Origin of the sequence: Microbacterium sp. VKM Ac-2870 (assembly GCF_015350795.1) — a bacterium.
Taxonomy (GTDB): Bacteria; Actinomycetota; Actinomycetes; order Actinomycetales; family Microbacteriaceae; genus Microbacterium.
Genome location: NZ_JADKSH010000001.1, coordinates 531,999 through 546,803, shown reverse-complemented (window position 1 = coordinate 546,803; position 14,805 = coordinate 531,999). Strand labels below are relative to the sequence as shown.

At 68.1% G+C, this 14,805-nt stretch carries 18 protein-coding genes; 7 read left to right on the top strand and 11 right to left on the bottom strand.

The features are described 5' to 3' along the window. Positions 1-36 precede the first annotated feature (36 nt). The gene (locus ITJ43_RS02670; protein WP_194581880.1) at positions 37-669 is read right to left on the bottom strand and encodes a biotin transporter BioY; all 633 of its coding nucleotides are present in this window, start codon (positions 667-669) and stop codon (positions 37-39) included. Between the two features lie 420 nt (positions 670-1,089). Between ITJ43_RS02670 and ITJ43_RS02665 the strand changes: the two genes are divergently transcribed. After that, a complete protein-coding gene (locus tag ITJ43_RS02665) occupies positions 1,090-2,688 on the top strand; it encodes an ABC-F family ATP-binding cassette domain-containing protein (RefSeq protein WP_194581878.1) in 1,599 nt (532 codons plus the stop codon). A gap of 33 nt (positions 2,689-2,721) precedes the next feature. On the opposite strand, the gene ITJ43_RS02660 is transcribed toward ITJ43_RS02665, so the two are convergent. From ITJ43_RS02660 to ITJ43_RS02645, 4 genes are read right to left on the bottom strand one after another with little or no spacing between them, the layout of a single operon-like run. Beyond that, positions 2,722-3,639 (bottom strand): SURF1 family protein, encoded by a 918-nt coding sequence (locus ITJ43_RS02660; protein ID WP_194581876.1) that lies wholly within the window; start codon positions 3,637-3,639, stop codon positions 2,722-2,724. Further along, a complete protein-coding gene (locus ITJ43_RS02655; protein ID WP_194581874.1) occupies positions 3,636-3,839 on the bottom strand; it encodes a hypothetical protein in 204 nt (67 codons plus the stop codon). The genes ITJ43_RS02660 and ITJ43_RS02655 overlap by 4 nt, the downstream gene beginning before the upstream one ends. Beyond that, on the bottom strand, positions 3,836-4,213 hold the full coding sequence (locus ITJ43_RS02650) for a DUF3099 domain-containing protein (protein WP_194581872.1): 378 nt from the start codon (positions 4,211-4,213) through the stop codon (positions 3,836-3,838). Before ITJ43_RS02650 ends, ITJ43_RS02655 begins: the two co-directional genes overlap by 4 nt. 43 nt (positions 4,214-4,256) lie before the next feature. Then, positions 4,257-4,817: a DUF4190 domain-containing protein gene (locus tag ITJ43_RS02645; RefSeq protein ID WP_194581870.1), complete on the bottom strand. Its 561-nt coding sequence runs from the start codon at positions 4,815-4,817 to the stop codon at positions 4,257-4,259. 111 nt (positions 4,818-4,928) lie between these two features. On the opposite strand from ITJ43_RS02645, the gene fabG reads away from it, so the two are divergent. Further along, the gene (gene fabG / locus ITJ43_RS02640) at positions 4,929-5,639 is read left to right on the top strand and encodes a 3-oxoacyl-ACP reductase FabG (RefSeq protein ID WP_194581868.1); all 711 of its coding nucleotides are present in this window, start codon (positions 4,929-4,931) and stop codon (positions 5,637-5,639) included. A gap of 77 nt (positions 5,640-5,716) precedes the next feature. Here the strand turns inward: fabG and ITJ43_RS02635 are convergent, their stop codons facing one another. From ITJ43_RS02635 to glgC, 3 genes are read right to left on the bottom strand one after another with little or no spacing between them, the layout of a single operon-like run. After that, complete coding sequence (locus tag ITJ43_RS02635; RefSeq protein WP_194581866.1) at positions 5,717-6,430, bottom strand: alpha/beta fold hydrolase; 714 nt, start codon at positions 6,428-6,430, stop codon at positions 5,717-5,719. 57 nt (positions 6,431-6,487) lie between these two features. After that, the gene (serB, locus tag ITJ43_RS02630) at positions 6,488-7,123 is read right to left on the bottom strand and encodes a phosphoserine phosphatase SerB (RefSeq protein ID WP_194581864.1); all 636 of its coding nucleotides are present in this window, start codon (positions 7,121-7,123) and stop codon (positions 6,488-6,490) included. Positions 7,124-7,143: 20 nt separating this feature from the next. Beyond that, positions 7,144-8,388 (bottom strand): glucose-1-phosphate adenylyltransferase, encoded by a 1,245-nt coding sequence (gene glgC / locus ITJ43_RS02625; protein WP_194581862.1) that lies wholly within the window; start codon positions 8,386-8,388, stop codon positions 7,144-7,146. A gap of 46 nt (positions 8,389-8,434) precedes the next feature. On the opposite strand from glgC, the gene glgA reads away from it, so the two are divergent. The 3 genes from glgA (at position 8,435) to ITJ43_RS02610 (ending at position 10,849) form a co-directional block, all read left to right on the top strand. Beyond that, positions 8,435-9,628, top strand: coding sequence for a glycogen synthase (gene glgA, locus ITJ43_RS02620; protein WP_194581860.1), 1,194 nt, complete (start codon positions 8,435-8,437; stop codon positions 9,626-9,628). A 57-nt stretch (positions 9,629-9,685) separates the two neighbouring features. Then, positions 9,686-10,477: an ABC transporter ATP-binding protein gene (locus ITJ43_RS02615; RefSeq protein WP_194581858.1), complete on the top strand. Its 792-nt coding sequence runs from the start codon at positions 9,686-9,688 to the stop codon at positions 10,475-10,477. A 114-nt stretch (positions 10,478-10,591) separates the two neighbouring features. After that, a complete protein-coding gene (locus ITJ43_RS02610; RefSeq protein WP_194581856.1) occupies positions 10,592-10,849 on the top strand; it encodes a type B 50S ribosomal protein L31 in 258 nt (85 codons plus the stop codon). 79 nt (positions 10,850-10,928) lie between these two features. On the opposite strand, the gene ITJ43_RS02605 is transcribed toward ITJ43_RS02610, so the two are convergent. After that, a complete protein-coding gene (locus tag ITJ43_RS02605) occupies positions 10,929-11,690 on the bottom strand; it encodes an exonuclease domain-containing protein (RefSeq protein ID WP_194581855.1) in 762 nt (253 codons plus the stop codon). Positions 11,691-11,788: 98 nt separating this feature from the next. Here ITJ43_RS02605 and ITJ43_RS02600 point away from each other — a divergent pair, with 98 nt between their 5' ends. Next, a complete protein-coding gene (locus ITJ43_RS02600) occupies positions 11,789-12,685 on the top strand; it encodes an alpha/beta fold hydrolase (RefSeq protein WP_194581853.1) in 897 nt (298 codons plus the stop codon). Here ITJ43_RS02600 and ITJ43_RS02595 read toward each other — a convergent pair. Next, positions 12,645-13,205 (bottom strand): CGNR zinc finger domain-containing protein, encoded by a 561-nt coding sequence (locus ITJ43_RS02595; RefSeq protein ID WP_194581851.1) that lies wholly within the window; start codon positions 13,203-13,205, stop codon positions 12,645-12,647. The two genes, ITJ43_RS02600 and ITJ43_RS02595, sit on opposite strands and share 41 nt — an antisense overlap. A gap of 88 nt (positions 13,206-13,293) precedes the next feature. Between ITJ43_RS02595 and ITJ43_RS02590 the strand changes: the two genes are divergently transcribed. Then, positions 13,294-14,301 carry a DMT family transporter gene (locus tag ITJ43_RS02590; RefSeq protein WP_323741100.1) on the top strand — a complete coding sequence of 336 codons (1,008 nt, stop codon included), beginning with the start codon at positions 13,294-13,296 and terminating at the stop codon, positions 14,299-14,301. On the opposite strand, the gene ITJ43_RS02585 is transcribed toward ITJ43_RS02590, so the two are convergent. Further along, positions 14,243-14,722, bottom strand: a complete 480-nt coding sequence (locus ITJ43_RS02585; RefSeq protein ID WP_194581848.1) for an Lrp/AsnC family transcriptional regulator — start codon at positions 14,720-14,722, stop codon at positions 14,243-14,245. The two genes, ITJ43_RS02590 and ITJ43_RS02585, sit on opposite strands and share 59 nt — an antisense overlap. Positions 14,723-14,805: the final 83 nt, after the last annotated feature.

Below are 14,805 nucleotides of genomic sequence, written 5' to 3'. Positions count from 1 at the left end.
GACCAGTCACGGTCGGGGCCTTCGTCGTCGCTCATGTCACTTCTGCGCGTGACGCTCCATCGCGCGCACGCCCGCCCAGGCGGCCGGTACCAGCAGTGCGGCCAGGGCTGCCTTGACCACCCCTCCGACGATGAAGGGCGTGACGCCCGCCGCCATGATCGCGTCGAAGCTCAGGCCCTGGCCGAGCACGACGTTGAGGATGAAGGCCATGTAGGGCACTCCGAAGACGAACGGAATGACGCTGGCCGCGGCGAAGCCCACGAAGGCGAGGATCGGGCGACGGTCCCACGCGCGCTCCGCGAACCAGCCGGCGACGAAGGCGGCGAACACGAAACCGATGATGAAGCCGAAGCTGGGCTTGGCCACGGCGGCGATCGTGCCGGTGAAGCCGGCGAAGACGGGCAAGCCGGCGAGTCCGGCCAGCAGGTACGTGACCAGAGCGGCTGCGCCGCGGCGTGCGCCGAGGGCGGCCCCGACGACCACGACGGCCAGCGTCTGTCCGGTGATCGGTACGGGCCAGAGCGGAACCTCCACCTGCGCCAGCGCGGCGACGAAGCTCGCACCGGCGACGACGAGAGCGATGTCGAGTCCGACCGCGCGAGCGCGATCGGAGGGGCGTGCGATCAGATCGGCGAGCACGGGGCGGCGCCCGGCAACGGCGAGGGACATGCGGTCTCCTTCGGAAAGCGGACGGGTCACGGCCCAGCCTAGGGTCTTGCTGCGTCGCCCACCTGGATGAGATCGACGGAAGAAACGCGAGTTCGTTGTCCGAAGCGGATAGTCGCGTTCTCCGCCCCTACACGCGCGACGTGACGACGATCGGGACCGCCGAGTCATGACGATGCGGTTCTGGATGCCCTCGATTCCGTCGCCCGTCGGGAACGGTTCTCGCGCGCAGGCCTTCTCGGCGAAGCACGGCTTCGCCTTCACCGGGCAGGTCAAGGTCGACGACGGCGTTCGAGAGCGGCGGATGGCACGTTCGGCGGCGGTCCGACGACCGTGCCGAGCGGCGCGGACGCCCGACGGCGGTAGACTGGGAGGCTGGCCCGCCTCTGGGCCGCTCTCCCTCCCGAAGAACGGACGTCTGCTGTGCTGGCCGTGCACGACCTCGAGATCCGCGTGGGCGCTCGCACGCTCATGGCGGAGGTGTCGTTCCGCGTGTCGGACGGCGACAAGATCGGACTCGTCGGGCGCAACGGCGCCGGCAAGACGACCCTGACCAAAGTGCTCGCCGGAGACCTTCTGCCCGCCGACGGCAGGGTCGAGCGCTCGGGTGAACTCGGCTACCTGCCGCAGGATCCCCGCTCCGGCGACCCGGAGATGCTGGCGCGCACCCGTATCCTCGACGCCCGGGGTCTCGGTACCCTCGCGCTGCAGATGCACGAGGCCTCTCTGCAGATGGGGGATGCCGATGAGAAGGTCGCCGCCAAGGCGATGCGTCGCTATGGCAACCTCATGGAGCGCTTCGAGGCGCTCGGCGGCTACACAGCCGAGTCCGAGGCGGCATCCATCGCCCACAACCTGTCGCTGCCGGACCGCATCCTCGACCAGCCGCTGAAGACCCTGTCGGGCGGGCAGCGTCGTCGCATCGAGCTCGCGCGCATCCTGTTCTCCGATGCCCAGACCATGATCCTCGACGAGCCGACCAACCACCTCGACGCGGACAGTGTCGTGTGGCTGCGGGAGTTCCTGAAGAACTACAAGGGCGGCCTGATCGTCATCAGCCATGACGTCGAGCTCGTGGGGGAGACCGTCAACCGTGTCTTCTACCTCGACGCGATGCGCCAGGTGATCGACGTCTACAACATGAACTGGAAGAACTATCTGCGCCAGCGGGTAGCCGATGAAGAGCGCCGCAAGAAGGAACGCGTCAACATCGAGAAGAAGGCGACCGCGCTGCAGCTGCAGGCCGCGCGCTTCGGCGCGAAGGCCTCGAAGGCCGCCGCCGCCCACCAGATGGTCGCGCGCGCCGAGAAGATGCTGTCGGGTCTGGAAGAGGTGCGACAGGAAGACCGCGTCGCGAAGCTCCGCTTCCCCAAGCCCGCGCCCTGCGGCAAGACCCCGTTGATGGCGAAGAATCTCTCGAAGTCCTACGGATCGCTCGAGATCTTCACGGACGTGGATCTCGCCATCGACCGCGGTTCGAAGGTCGTGGTCCTCGGCCTCAACGGTGCCGGAAAGACGACGCTGCTGCGCATCCTCGCCGGGGTCGACAAAGCAGACACCGGCGTCATCGAACCCGGCCACGGCCTCAAGATCGGCTACTACGCGCAGGAACACGAGAACCTCGACGTCAACCGCTCGGTGCTCGAGAACATGATGTCGGCGGCGCCCGACATCAACGCGACCGAGGCCCGCAAGGTGCTCGGCTCGTTTCTGTTCACCGGTGATGATGTGCTGAAGCCCGCCGGAGTGCTCTCCGGCGGAGAGAAGACGCGGCTGTCGCTGGCGACGCTCGTCGTCTCTTCGGCGAACATGCTCCTGCTTGACGAGCCGACGAACAACCTCGACCCGGCCTCGCGTGAGGAGATCCTCGGTGCGCTGGCTCACTACGAGGGTGCCGTCGTGCTGGTGTCGCACGACGAGGGTGCTGTGCAGGCGCTCAACCCCGAACGTGTGCTCATCCTCCCCGACGGTGTCGAGGACATCTGGGGTCGCGACTACATCGACCTCATCACGCTCGCGTAAGGCCGACGTCCCGCATCACGCGGCTGTCACGGCTCAGCGCGGCGTGAGCTCGTCGAGGAGGGCGTCTTCTTCTTGCATGTCGCGATCGCGGGGACGCTGATCTCGCTGACGCCGTCGGCGAGCGGCGGCCGGACGCGGAACCGGGACCTCCGTCCGCGCAGCGGAGTCGATGTCGCGGCCGTCGGCGGCGGCGTCCTCCGCATCCTCGCGTCGGTGACGGATCTCGGTGCGGATCATGTACCAGATGAACACGAAGCCCATCAGGGCGAAGAGTATCCACTGGATGGCGTACGACAGGTACGGCCCGGGATCGTCGGAGGGTGACTCGAGGGCGTTCGGCGTGCTCGCCGGGGACGGGTTCTCCGACACGAGCAGGCCGTAGGCGCTGGCTATCAAAGCAGGCTGCGCGGACGTCTCCGCAACGAGCGGCAGGTTGATGGTCGGTACTTGTCCTTCTGGCGCGGAACGTCCCGAATTCGGCAGCGCCTCACCCGGCTTGAGGCGGGCGATCACCTCGACCTGTCCCGCGGGGGGAGTGGGGATGCTGTCGGGCTCGGGCTGTGACGACCCCGGCGGCAACCACCCCCGGTCGATCAGGAAGACGTCCCCGTCGATGGTGCGGAAGGGTACGAGCACCTCGAAAGCGCTCGTTCCGCCGTGCGCGCGATTGCGGGCGAGCAGAGTGTGGTCGGTGAGGTATTGGCCGGTAAGGACGACCGGATGCCATTGGTCGTCCGGGTCGAAAGATCCGTCGGCGCCGAGGATGCTGCGCAGCGGCACCGGTGACGCGTCGTAGTTCGTCGAGATGAGTGCGAGCTGGCGGCTGCGGTCGGCGTTGCGGGTGAACTGCCAGTTCGACAGGAAAGCGCAAACGATCGCGAACATGATCGCGATAGCGACGTAGCCGGTCCAGCGGAGGGCCGTTGCCTGACGGGCGGTGCGGGGGCTCATGTGGCGCTCTCCGAGGCGAAAGCGATGACGTCCACCGGAAAATCGCGGGCGGCGAGGTAGTCGCGCAGGTAGTCGACGTGTTCGTCGCACGCGGCCCAGATCTTGCGACGACCGGCGGTGTGGATGCGGGGATTTCGCCACACCACCTGCCACCGGGCATAGGCGCGGCAGCCCGCACGCGAGCACACGGCGACGCTCACGAGGCGGCCGGCGGTGTCGGCGGCCGGGACGAGGTCTCGCTGATGCGGATCACCGTGGCCGGCGCCGGAGCCGCGGTGGCATCCTGCGAAGACGCCGCCGGAGGCATCGGTGCCTCGATAGCGCGTTCGGGGGCGATCGCTCGATCGGCCGGGGCCGATGCGACATTGGCGATCACGACAGCGAAATAGGGCAGGAAGATCGCGCCGATGCCGAGCACCCAGGTGTACCAGCCGTAGGGCGTGATGACCACCATGAGCACGAAGCAGGCGACGCGGATCGCCATCATCGTGAAGTACTTCGTCATGCGCGTGCTCGCGTCGTCGCGCGGTGCGCGGGGCAGCGAGGTGGCGGACTGACGACGAGAGCTTTTCACGGTCCCCTCAGCCTACGCCGCGTGAGCCGCGGCGCGGGTCTGGTCAGTACGAGCCGTAGCGCGAGCTGCTGGCGGCGCCGAGGATGATGAAGAAGAGGAAGAAGCCGATCCCGATGACGGCGAATGCCACTCCGACCCAGCCCACGATGACCCCGGCCAGAGCCATGCCGCGTCCCGCTTCGCCCGTGCGCTTGATCTGGTTCAGCGAGAAGTGACCCATGATTGCGCCACCGAGCGATCCGACCAGCGGAAGGATCCAGATGAAGCCGAGGATCGACGCGATCATCGAGATGATCGACAGCACGTTCGTCTTCGGCGCCGGGGCGCCGTAGTACGGAGCGGAACCGTAGACGGGAGGTGCGCCGGGCGACGGCTGCGTCGGAGCGCCGGAAGGCGAGCCATAGGCCGGTGGCGCCGTCGGGTACGTCGGGGGCTGGTACGACGGTGCCGGACCGGCGCTCGGCGCCCCGTAGGGGGCCGTCGGCGGAGCCGGCGGAGTGTAGGGAGCGGCCGCCTCGGGGGTGGGAGCGGCCGGGGGCGTCGGAGGGGGCACGGGGGTCGTGCCCGCGGTATCCGGGGACTGTGGGTTCGTCGCGTCGGTCATGGTCTCTCCTGTCTCGCGCTGTCAGCCTATCGGGGCGCGCCGCCCCACAGGGAGAACGAAAGCCCGCCGAGTAGGCTGGGCGGTTGAATCCCGAGCGAAAACGGAGCCCCCATGTCGCACGATCGTGTCGTCCTCGTCACCGGCGGAAACCGCGGCATCGGCCGCGCCATCGCCGCTCGTTTCGTCGCCGAGGGGTATCGCACCGCGGTCACGGCGCGGTCGGGCGAGGGCCCGGAAGGCACGCTGACGGTGCGGGCGGATGTCACCGATGCCGCATCGCTCGACGCGGCATTCACCGAAGTCGAACGCCAATGGGGTCCGATCGAGATCGTGGTCGCCAACGCCGGCATCACCAAGGACACGCTGCTGCTGCGCATGACCGAAGACGACTTCGACTCGGTGGTCGCCACGAACCTGGGCGGCACGTTCCGCGTCGTCAAGCGCGCGTCGAAGGGGATGCTGCGCGCGAAGTGGGGACGCGTGATTCTCATCTCCAGCGTTGTCGGGCTGTACGGATCGCCCGGGCAGATCAACTACTCAGCGTCGAAGGCGGCGCTGGTGGGCTTCGCCCGTTCGCTCACCCGCGAACTCGGCGGACGGGGGATCACGGCGAACGTCGTGGCTCCCGGCTTCATCGAGACGGATATGACGGCCGAGCTGCCCGCCGACACGCAGGCGGAGTACAAGCGCAACATCCCGGCGGGGCGCTTCGCCACCGCCGACGAGGTCGCGGGTGTCGTGACGTGGCTCGCATCGGAGGATGCCGGGTACATCTCCGGTGCCGTGATCCCCGTCGACGGTGGTCTCGGTATGGGGCACTGACGGGCTGAGGGCGTTTCGACTCGCTCCGCTCGCTCAACGACCGGGGCGGGCTCGCTCAGCGACCGGGGCGTGCTCGCTCAGCGACCGGGAGCGGGCTCGCGGGTGACGGCGGCGACGATCTGCGTGCCGAGGTGCTCTGGCTGGGAGAACTGCGGCCAGTGGCCGGTCCCGAGTCGGATGATCTCGGTGTTCTCGATGGCTTCGAACTCGTCGGCGTAGCGGCCCCATTGCGTCACGAAGGCACGGAAGTCCGCCTCGTCGAGGGAACCAGAGAGCACCGTCACCGGCACCGCGTACCGGCCCTCGTCACGAAGCGCGATCGGGTCGGTCGGCACGCGGGCGGGCACGCTCAGAGTCGACGGCGCTGTGCGCGCCCGTGTCGCCTCGTCGAGATCGGCAACGTCGTCCGCATCGAAGAAGTCCCACCCGGGAAAGGGCACGACGCCATCAATGGTGTCGAACTCCGAGATGATGCCGCCGTCGTAGGGAACTGCCGTGTCGACGAGGACGACGCGTGCGACCTTCTCAGGCCGAGAGTCGGCCGCGCCCCAGGCGACGTTGCCTCCGCCGCTGTGCCCGACCACGACCACCCGGCCGTCCGTGGCATCGATTTCGGCGACCACCGCATCGACCCAGTCGGCGATGCCGATCTCCGCGCTCGAGGAGGCGGCCGCGCCCACCCCCGGCATGGTCAGGGCCCGCGGAGTGAGGCCTGCGGCTCGCAGAGTGGGAACGACGTCGTCCCACGATGACGCGTCGAGCCAGAGGCCGGGAATGAGGATGACATCCATGCCGGTCAGGCTACGCCGCAGCACCGACATCGCAACGGACGTGTCCGCCGACGCGGCTCAGGGCAGCAGCGGGATCACTTCGCGGAGGTCGACGTCGCCGATGACGAGGTCTGCCCGCTGCCGGACGGCGGGCTTCGCGTTGAAGGCGAGTCCGAGCCCGGCCGTCGCCATCATGTCGAGATCGTTCGCGCCGTCGCCGATCGCGATCGTCCGCGACAGGGGGAGCGCGAGCTGCGCGGCCCAGGCCCGCAATGCGGTCGCTTTACCGGCAGCATCCACGATGTCGCCGTCGACGACACCCGAGAGCGCCTCGTCGGTCACAGCGAGGCGGTTCGCCCGCCACATGTCCACGCCGAGTGACGGTGCGACCGTGTCGAGCACCTCGTGGAATCCGCCGGACACCACCGCGGCTCGGCCGCCCCGCGCGTGGATCTCACCGATCAGCTCGGCCGCGCCCGAGGTCGGCTCGACTCGGGAGAGCACCCGTTCGAACGCCGCCATCGGCACGCCACGCAGGGCGGCGACACGGGAACGGAGGCTGGTCGCGAAATCCACCTCGCCACGCATCGCCGCTTCGGTCGCCGCGGCCACCTCGCGACCGCGTCCGGCCTCATCGGCGATCAGCTCGATGACCTCGTTGCGCAGCAGGGTGGAATCGGCGTCGAACACGACGAGGAAACGGGCGTCAGGCACCCGTCCAACCTAGCCGGGAGTCAGCGTGCGACGTGCGCGTTCTTACCCACGACCGTGATACCGCTGTCGGTGACGGTGAAGCCCCGGGCGAGGTCGAACGCGCGGTCGACACCGACGGTCGCGCCGGGTTCCAGCACGACGTTCTTATCGAGGATCGCGCGATGCACCCGCGCTCCGGCGCCGACGTGGACGTGGTCGAACAACACCGAGTCGGTGATGGTCGACCCGCCGCCCGACAAGGTCCACGGACCCACGACCGAGCGCTCGAGGTGGGTCCCCGAGAGCACCGAGCCGAGCGAGACGATCGAGTCGATGGCGTTGCCCATGCGTCCCACACCGTCGCGGACGAACTTCGCGGGCGGCGAGTTCACCGACTGCGAGTGGATCGGCCAGTCGACGTTGTAGAGGTTGAAAATCGGCAGCGTCGAGATCAAGTCCATGTGCGCGTCGAAGAACGAGTCGATGGTGCCCACATCCCGCCAGTAGTCGCGATCACGATCGGTCGAGCCGGGCACATCGTTGCGCTTGAAGTCGTAGACCGCGGCCTCCCCGCGTCCGACGAAGTAGGGGATGATGTCGCCGCCCATGTCGTGGTTCGACCCGGGGAGCTCACCGTCGGCTTCCACAGCCGCGATGAGCGCGTCCGCGTCGAAGATGTAGTTACCCATCGACGCGAGCACTTCGTGCGGTGCGTCGGAGAGCCCGCTGGGGTTCTGTGGCTTTTCGAGGAAGTCGCGGATCGTGATGTTGTCGGTGGGGTCGACGTCGATCACACCGAACTGGTTCGCCAGACCGATGGGCTGGCGGATGCCGGCGACGGTGGCCTTTGCGCCCGATTCGATGTGCGCCGCGAGCATCTGCTCGAAGTCCATGCGGTAGACATGGTCGGCCCCGATGACGGCCACGATGTCGGGCTTCTCGTCGTGGATCAGGTTCAGCGACTGCAAGATGGCGTCGGCCGACCCTGAGAACCAGCGCTTGCCGAGTCGCTGCTGCGCCGGAACCGACGCGACGTACGAATCGAGCAGGGCCGACATCCGCCACGTCTGCGACACATGGCGGTCGAGACTGTGGGACTTGTACTGCGTCAGTACGACGATCTGACGCAGCCCAGAATTGATGAGGTTCGAGATGGCGAAGTCGATCAACCGGTACTGGCCGCCGAACGGCACTGCCGGTTTCGCTCTGTCCTCCGTGAGAGGCATCAGGCGCTTTCCCTCGCCTCCGGCGAGGATGATTCCGAAGACCTTCGGCGCTGCAGGCATGCCACCACACTAGGCCCCCCTTCGCCCGTGTACTAGCGTTCGTGACATGCGCGTCGACATCGTCACCAAGGAGTACCCGCCGGAGATTTACGGCGGCGCGGGCGTCCACGTCACCGAGCTCGTGAAGGCGTTGCGCGAACGTGTCGACGTGCAGGTGCGTGCGTTCGGAGCGGCGCGAGACGAAGAAGGCACGACCTCCTACGGCGTTCCCGTCGAGCTCGCCGCCGCCAATGCGGCCGTGCAGACCCTCGGCACCGATCTGGAGATCGTGGGCGACGTCGCCGGCGCCGACGTCGTGCACTCGCACACCTGGTACGCGAACTTCGCCGGCCACCTCGCTGCGCTGCTGCACGACATCCCGCACGTGATCACGGCGCACTCGCTCGAGCCCCTACGTCCGTGGAAGGCCGAGCAACTCGGCGGGGGATACGCGGTATCGAGCTACGTCGAGAAGACGGCCTACGAGAACGCCGCCGCCGTCGTCGCCGTCAGTGACGGCATGCGTCGCGACATCCTCCGCAGCTACCCGTCGCTCGATCCCGAGAAGGTGCGGGTGATCTACAACGGCATCGACGTCCAGTCGTGGCATCCCCGTGAGGACCATGCCCTCTTGGAGCGCTACGGCATCGACCCGAATCGGCCGTCGGTGGTCTTCGTCGGACGCATCACGAGGCAGAAGGGGCTGCCGTACTTCCTGCGGGCCGCCGCGCTGCTGCCCGCACAGGTGCAGATCGTGCTGTGCGCGGGGGCGCCGGACACTGCGCAGATTTTGGCGGAGGTGGAAGGGCTCGTCCGCGAACTGCAGGCTCAGCGCGACGGCGTCGTCTGGATCGATGAGTTCCTCCAGCGCGATCAGCTGTGCGCCATCCTCACGTCGGCGACGACCTTCGTGTGCCCGAGCGTCTACGAGCCGCTGGGCATTGTGAATCTGGAGGCCATGGCCTGCGGCGCTGCGGTGGTCGCAACGGCGACCGGCGGCATCCCCGAGGTGGTCGTCGACGGGGTCACCGGGCGGCTCGTCCCGATCGACCAGGTGCAGGACGGCACGGGGACACCGGTCGACGCGGATCGATTCGTCGCCGACCTCGCCGCGGTACTCACGGAGGTCGTCTCCGACCCGGAGCGCGCGCGTGCCTACGGCGAAGCGGGCCGGGAGCGGGCCGCCAGCGCCTTCAGCTGGCAGGCGATCGCGGATGCCACAGAATCGCTCTATCGAGAGGTCGCGGGACTCGGGCACTGAGGCGGACACCCGGCGCGTGCCGCCGGGGCACGCGGGCTGTCCCGATAGGCTGAGAGCATGCCCCAGGTGCTCGAATTCGTCGATGTCGTCGTCCGCCGCAACGCCCGCAACATCATCGATGGCATCGGCTGGACGGTTGCAGACGACCAGCGCTGGGTCGTGCTCGGACCCAACGGAGCGGGCAAGACGACCATCCTCCAGCTGGCCGCAACCCTCATCCACCCCACGTCGGGTGAGGTCACCATCCTCGACGAGCGACTCGGGCGCACGGACGTGTTCGACCTGCGTCCGCGCATCGGTTTCTCGTCGTCCGCGATGGCGCGTCGCGTGCCGCCGGAGGAGACCGTGCTGGATGTCGTGCTGACCGCCGCATTCTCGGTGCTCGGCCGCTGGAACGAACGTTACGAGGCCATCGACGAGCGGCGCGCGCGCCGCGTCCTGGCCGAATGGAAGCTCGAGCACCTCGCCGAGCGCACCTTCGGCACGCTCTCGGATGGCGAGCAGAAGCGCGTGCAGATCGCCCGCGCCGTCATGACCGACCCGGAACTGCTCTTGCTGGATGAGCCGACGGCAAGCCTCGATCTCGGCGCCCGCGAGGAACTGCTCGAGCTGCTGAGCGGCTACGCCCAGGCACCGACGACGCCCGCGATGGTGATGGTGACCCACCACGTCGAGGAGATTCCGGTCGGGTTCACCCACGTGCTGTTGCTGCGCGACGGCGCTGTCGTGGCCGCCGGACCGCTGGCCGAGACGCTGACCGCAGAGAACCTCTCGACCACCTTCGGCATGCCGATCAGCCTTACGGCGGATGCCGGTCGGTTCGCCGCCCGGGCCACGCGCGACGCCTGAGTCCGCTCGGCGGTTCGCCATCGGGGCGGGTGCTGGTATGATCGACCCTTGGTGCATTCGCACCGCAGACTTCCCTCGCCCTGGCAAAATCCAGGGCACCACGTAAGGAAACCCATGAAGACTGACATTCACCCCGAGTACAAGGCGGTTGTTTTCCGCGACCTCGGCTCCGGCGAGCTCTTCCTGACCCGTTCGACGGTCAGCAGCGACAAGACGGTCGAGTTCGAAGGCGAGACCTACCCGGTCATCGACGTCGAAATCTCCTCCGCCTCGCACCCGTTCTACACGGGCAAGCAGCGCATCATGGACTCGGCCGGTCGTGTCGAGAAGTTCAACCAGCGCTTCAAGAACTTCGGCGGCTCGAGCAAGTAAGCTCGGATCCCTCGCGAAAGCCCCGCTCCGGCGGGGCTTTCGTCGTTTGCGGCCGCGGCTGCGGCATCCGCCCGCCCGGTCAGCGGATCGGCCAGCTGCCGTCGAGGCGTTCCTCGGGATCGAGCCTGCCGATCCGAATGAAGTACTCGGTCAGGCTGTCGGCCTGGGCGCGAGCCCAGCCGATCTGCTGCGTGTGCAGGTCGTGCAGCGGCGCATCGATGTCGTAACGGCGGGCGAGTGCCTGCGCGACCCGCCCCGCAGCGATCGCATCGGCGGCGGCGTCGTGGGCGCCCACGAGCGGCACTGCGTAGTGCGCGGCGACCGCTTCGAGCGTGCGCTTGCCCTTGCGGAACCTATCGTGCGCCTTGTCGAGAACGAGCGGGTCGATCACCGGCGAGGGATCCAGAATCGGGGCGATGCCATGACGCAGCGCCTCGTACTTCAACATCGAGAAGTCGAACGGCGCGTTGTAGGCGACGACCGGGATGCCGGCCTCCAACAGTTCGCGCACGGCGGCCACGACCTCGCCGACCACGGCTGCGGCGGGGGAGCCGTACTGCCGCGCATGCGCGGTGGTGATGCCATGGACAGCCGTCGCCCCCTCTGGGATGTCGACTCCCGGATCGGCCAGCCATGACTGCGCCCGCACGGGCACGCCGGCCGCATCCAGCAGGCCGACGTGAGCGGTGACGATGCGATCGCCCGTGACGTCGATACCGGTCGTCTCCAGATCGAAGACCCCGACGGCATCCGCCCATTCCCGAGGTGACTCGGCAGTCGGCACCAGGTCGGCGGTGGGGACGTCGTCCTCCCAGAGCGGAAGGGCCTGCCACTGATCCATGTCTCCGACGGTATGCGCGACGTCGGACACTGCCGCGGAGGCTCGCGGATCGCGGCGCTCGCAACGTTCTGGAAGCGTCGGCCTCCTAGACTTCTGAGGTGACCGTTTCCTCTCCGTATGCCGCGCGACTTGCGGAGATCCCCGTTGTCCGCCGCACCGTGCAGGTTGCGGGAGGAACGACGACCTACTGGGAGTACGGCCCTGCCGACGCCGCCGTCACGATCGTCGCGGTGCACGGCTATCGGGGTGACCACCACGGTCTCGAAGCGGTGGTCGCGTACCTCGACGGCATGCGCGTGATCTCGCCCGATCTGCCCGGCTTCGGCGAGACCGCCCCCCTCTCCGGCCGCCACACGCTCGACGCCTATGCGCAGTGGCTTCGGGAGTTTGCGGATACCGTCGCCCCGGATGCGGTCATCCTCGGCCACTCCTTCGGCTCGATCGTCGTCGCCGCCGCCGTCGCGTCGGGACTGAAGACACCGCGGGTCGTCCTCATCAACCCGATCGGGGCCCCCGCTCTCGAGGGCCCCCGCGGCATCCTCACGCGCCTCGCGATCTTCTACTACTGGGCCGGCGCGAAGCTGCCGGCGCGACTCGGAGCGGGGTTGCTACGCAACCGCGCCATCGTTCGCATCATGAGCGTCTCAATGGCGAAGACACGCGACCCGCACCTGCGGAGGTTCATCCACGACCAGCACGACACATACTTCTCGGGCTTCCACGACCGCGACACGCTCCACGAGGGTTTCGTGGTGTCGGTCTCGCACGATGTGCGCGAGTTCGCGCCGGCGATCGCGCAGCCGACCCTGCTGATCGCCGCCGAGAAGGACGACATCACGCCGATCGAGGCCGAGCGCCACCTCCAGACGCTCTTCCCCGCGGCCGACCTCGTGGAGATTCCCGCCGTGGGCCATCTGATCCACTACGAGGCTCCCCGGGTCGCCGCTGACGCGATCAGGCGCTTTGTCGTGCCTTCCGCTGACGGTACGCGTTGACGTTCATGCGATTGCCGCAGTTTCCGGTGTCGCAGTAGCGCTTCGAGCCGTTTTTCGAGAAGTCGACGTACACCGACGCGCAGTCGTCGGCGGAGCACACGCGCACGCGCTCCCACTGGTCGGAACGGATCACGTCGACGAAGGCCATGGCCGACTCGACGAGCATGCGCATAGCCAGCGGCGCATCAGGGTCGGTCGCATGGATGTGCCAGTCGAACTCGCCGTGGATGACCAGTTGCGGCAATGCCTGGCCGTCGCGCAGCATCGCGTTCACGAGCGGAACGGCATCGTCGCGATTCACCCTCCACAGATCCCAGAGGCGCGGCCGATTGGCGCGGACCGCGACGAGTTCTGCGGCATCGCGACGCACGGATCCGGTGTATGAGAACGCGGCGAGGTACGCGTCGAGCTCCGTCTGAGAGCGGAGGCGATCGACGCCGTCACTGTCGGTCTCGGGAAGGGTGTTCACGAGGGCCGCCGCCGCGCGCAACGACATCTCCGTGTCATGGATGAAGACCACGTTGACTCCTGATCTCGCCGGGCAGTAGTGTCACCAGTGTAATCGCATTTGAGTCATGACATCTTTTCTTCGAACGCAAGGAACGCCAGTGGCCCACGCCGCTTCATCCCCACGTACCGCGGGCATTGCCCTGGCCGTCACGTCTGCCCTCGCGTTCTCGTCGAGCGGGCCGCTCGTCAAGCCGTTGCTCGAAGCCGGCTGGTCGCTGTCAGCCGCACTCCTGGTGCGTATGGGCCTCGCCGGCCTCATTCTGTCGCCGGCGCTCATCGGCGCCGTGCGCCGCGAGCGGGGCTTCGTGCGTCGACACGGACTCGCGTTGGCCGCCTTCGGGCTGATCCCGGTCGCGGGCTGTCAGCTGCTGTTCTTCTCGGCGATGCAACGGATGCCGGTGGCTGTCGCGCTGCTCATCCAGTACCTCGCCCCGGTCATGCTCGTCGGGTTCGTCTGGCTCCGCACGCGCCGGGCGCCGTCGCCTCTGGTGATCGCCGGTTCGATCGTCGCGATCACCGGTCTCGTGCTGGTCGTCGACGTCGCCGGCGCGCGATTCGATCTGCTCGGTACACTGCTCGCCCTCGGTGCTGCCGTCTGCGTGTGCGTGTACTTCGTGATGAGTGAACGCACGGGCGGTGACCTGCCGCCTCTCGCCCTCGCCAGCGGCGGACTGCTCTGCGGCGCCGTTTTCATGGGCGCTCTCGCTGTCACCGGCGCGCTGCCGTTGGCGGCGCCTGCCGTCACCGTCACCTTCCGCGGTGTGGAGGTTCCCGGCATTCTGGCCCTGCTCTGGGTCGCGGGGATCGGAACGACGCTCGGCTACGCGTTCGGGGTGATCGCCGTGCCGCGTATCGGCTCGCGTCTGGCCTCGTTCATCGGCTTGAGCGAGGTTCTCTTCGCGCTCGGCTTCGCCTGGCTTCTGCTGGGCGAGACGCCGTCGCCGGTGCAGATCATCGGAGGAGTGGTGCTGCTGGCAGGTGTGATCCTCGTGCGCGTCGACGCCGCAGAGGCGGGCGTCGACGACAAGGTCGTGTCGGGGCGGCGGGTCAGCGGATCGCTTCTTCGCGCGCCCATTCCAGAATCGGCCGGATCCGATATCCGATGACCTCTCCCATCACGAGGGAGGTCTCGGTGCGCTCCACGCCATCGATCGCGAGTACGCGGGCATCGATGTCGAACAAGTGCTGGGTGTCGCGGGCCGCGACCCGCACCAGCAGGTCGACCTGCCCGCTCATCCCGTACGCCTGAACCACCTCCGGGATGGCGGAGATCGCCTGGGTGATGCGCGGAAGCTCCGCTTGGCGCACCGTGACGCTCACCATCGCCTCGATTGGAAGGCCGAGCGCTGCGGGAGGAATCGCCCGTTCGAACGACTGGAACACTCCGCCGCGTTCCAAGCGAGCCAGCCGCGCCTGGACGGTGTTGCGGGACAGTCCGAGCCGCTCGGCCAGGGCGACCACGGTGGCACGGTGATCGTCGGCGAGCGCATTCAGCAGGTCGAGGTCGGCGCGGTCAAGGGGGCCCATACTGCCCAACTCTAGCAGGGCGAGCGGGCAACACCTGGGCAACATGCTCAGCTCCGAGCTGGTTGCTTGAGCTAGGTGACCGT

Excerpts from the sequence above, each read along its gene's own strand:
- glgC (WP_194581862.1), bottom strand. The coding sequence starts at position 8,388 with ATGCCTGCAGCGCCGAAGGTCTTCGGAATCATCCTCGCCGGAGGCGAG.
- ITJ43_RS02615 (WP_194581858.1), top strand. The coding sequence starts at position 9,686 with ATGCCCCAGGTGCTCGAATTCGTCGATGTCGTCGTCCGCCGCAACGCC.
- ITJ43_RS02670 (WP_194581880.1), bottom strand. The coding sequence starts at position 669 with ATGTCCCTCGCCGTTGCCGGGCGCCGCCCCGTGCTCGCCGATCTGATC.
- ITJ43_RS02605 (WP_194581855.1), bottom strand. The coding sequence starts at position 11,690 with ATGGATCAGTGGCAGGCCCTTCCGCTCTGGGAGGACGACGTCCCCACC.
- ITJ43_RS02610 (WP_194581856.1), top strand. The coding sequence starts at position 10,592 with ATGAAGACTGACATTCACCCCGAGTACAAGGCGGTTGTTTTCCGCGAC.
- ITJ43_RS02645 (WP_194581870.1), bottom strand. The coding sequence starts at position 4,817 with ATGACCGACGCGACGAACCCACAGTCCCCGGATACCGCGGGCACGACC.
- fabG (WP_194581868.1), top strand. The coding sequence starts at position 4,929 with ATGTCGCACGATCGTGTCGTCCTCGTCACCGGCGGAAACCGCGGCATC.
- ITJ43_RS02585 (WP_194581848.1), bottom strand. The coding sequence starts at position 14,722 with ATGGGCCCCCTTGACCGCGCCGACCTCGACCTGCTGAATGCGCTCGCC.
- glgA (WP_194581860.1), top strand. The coding sequence starts at position 8,435 with ATGCGCGTCGACATCGTCACCAAGGAGTACCCGCCGGAGATTTACGGC.
- ITJ43_RS02660 (WP_194581876.1), bottom strand. The coding sequence starts at position 3,639 with ATGAGCCCCCGCACCGCCCGTCAGGCAACGGCCCTCCGCTGGACCGGC.
- ITJ43_RS02635 (WP_194581866.1), bottom strand. The coding sequence starts at position 6,430 with ATGGATGTCATCCTCATTCCCGGCCTCTGGCTCGACGCGTCATCGTGG.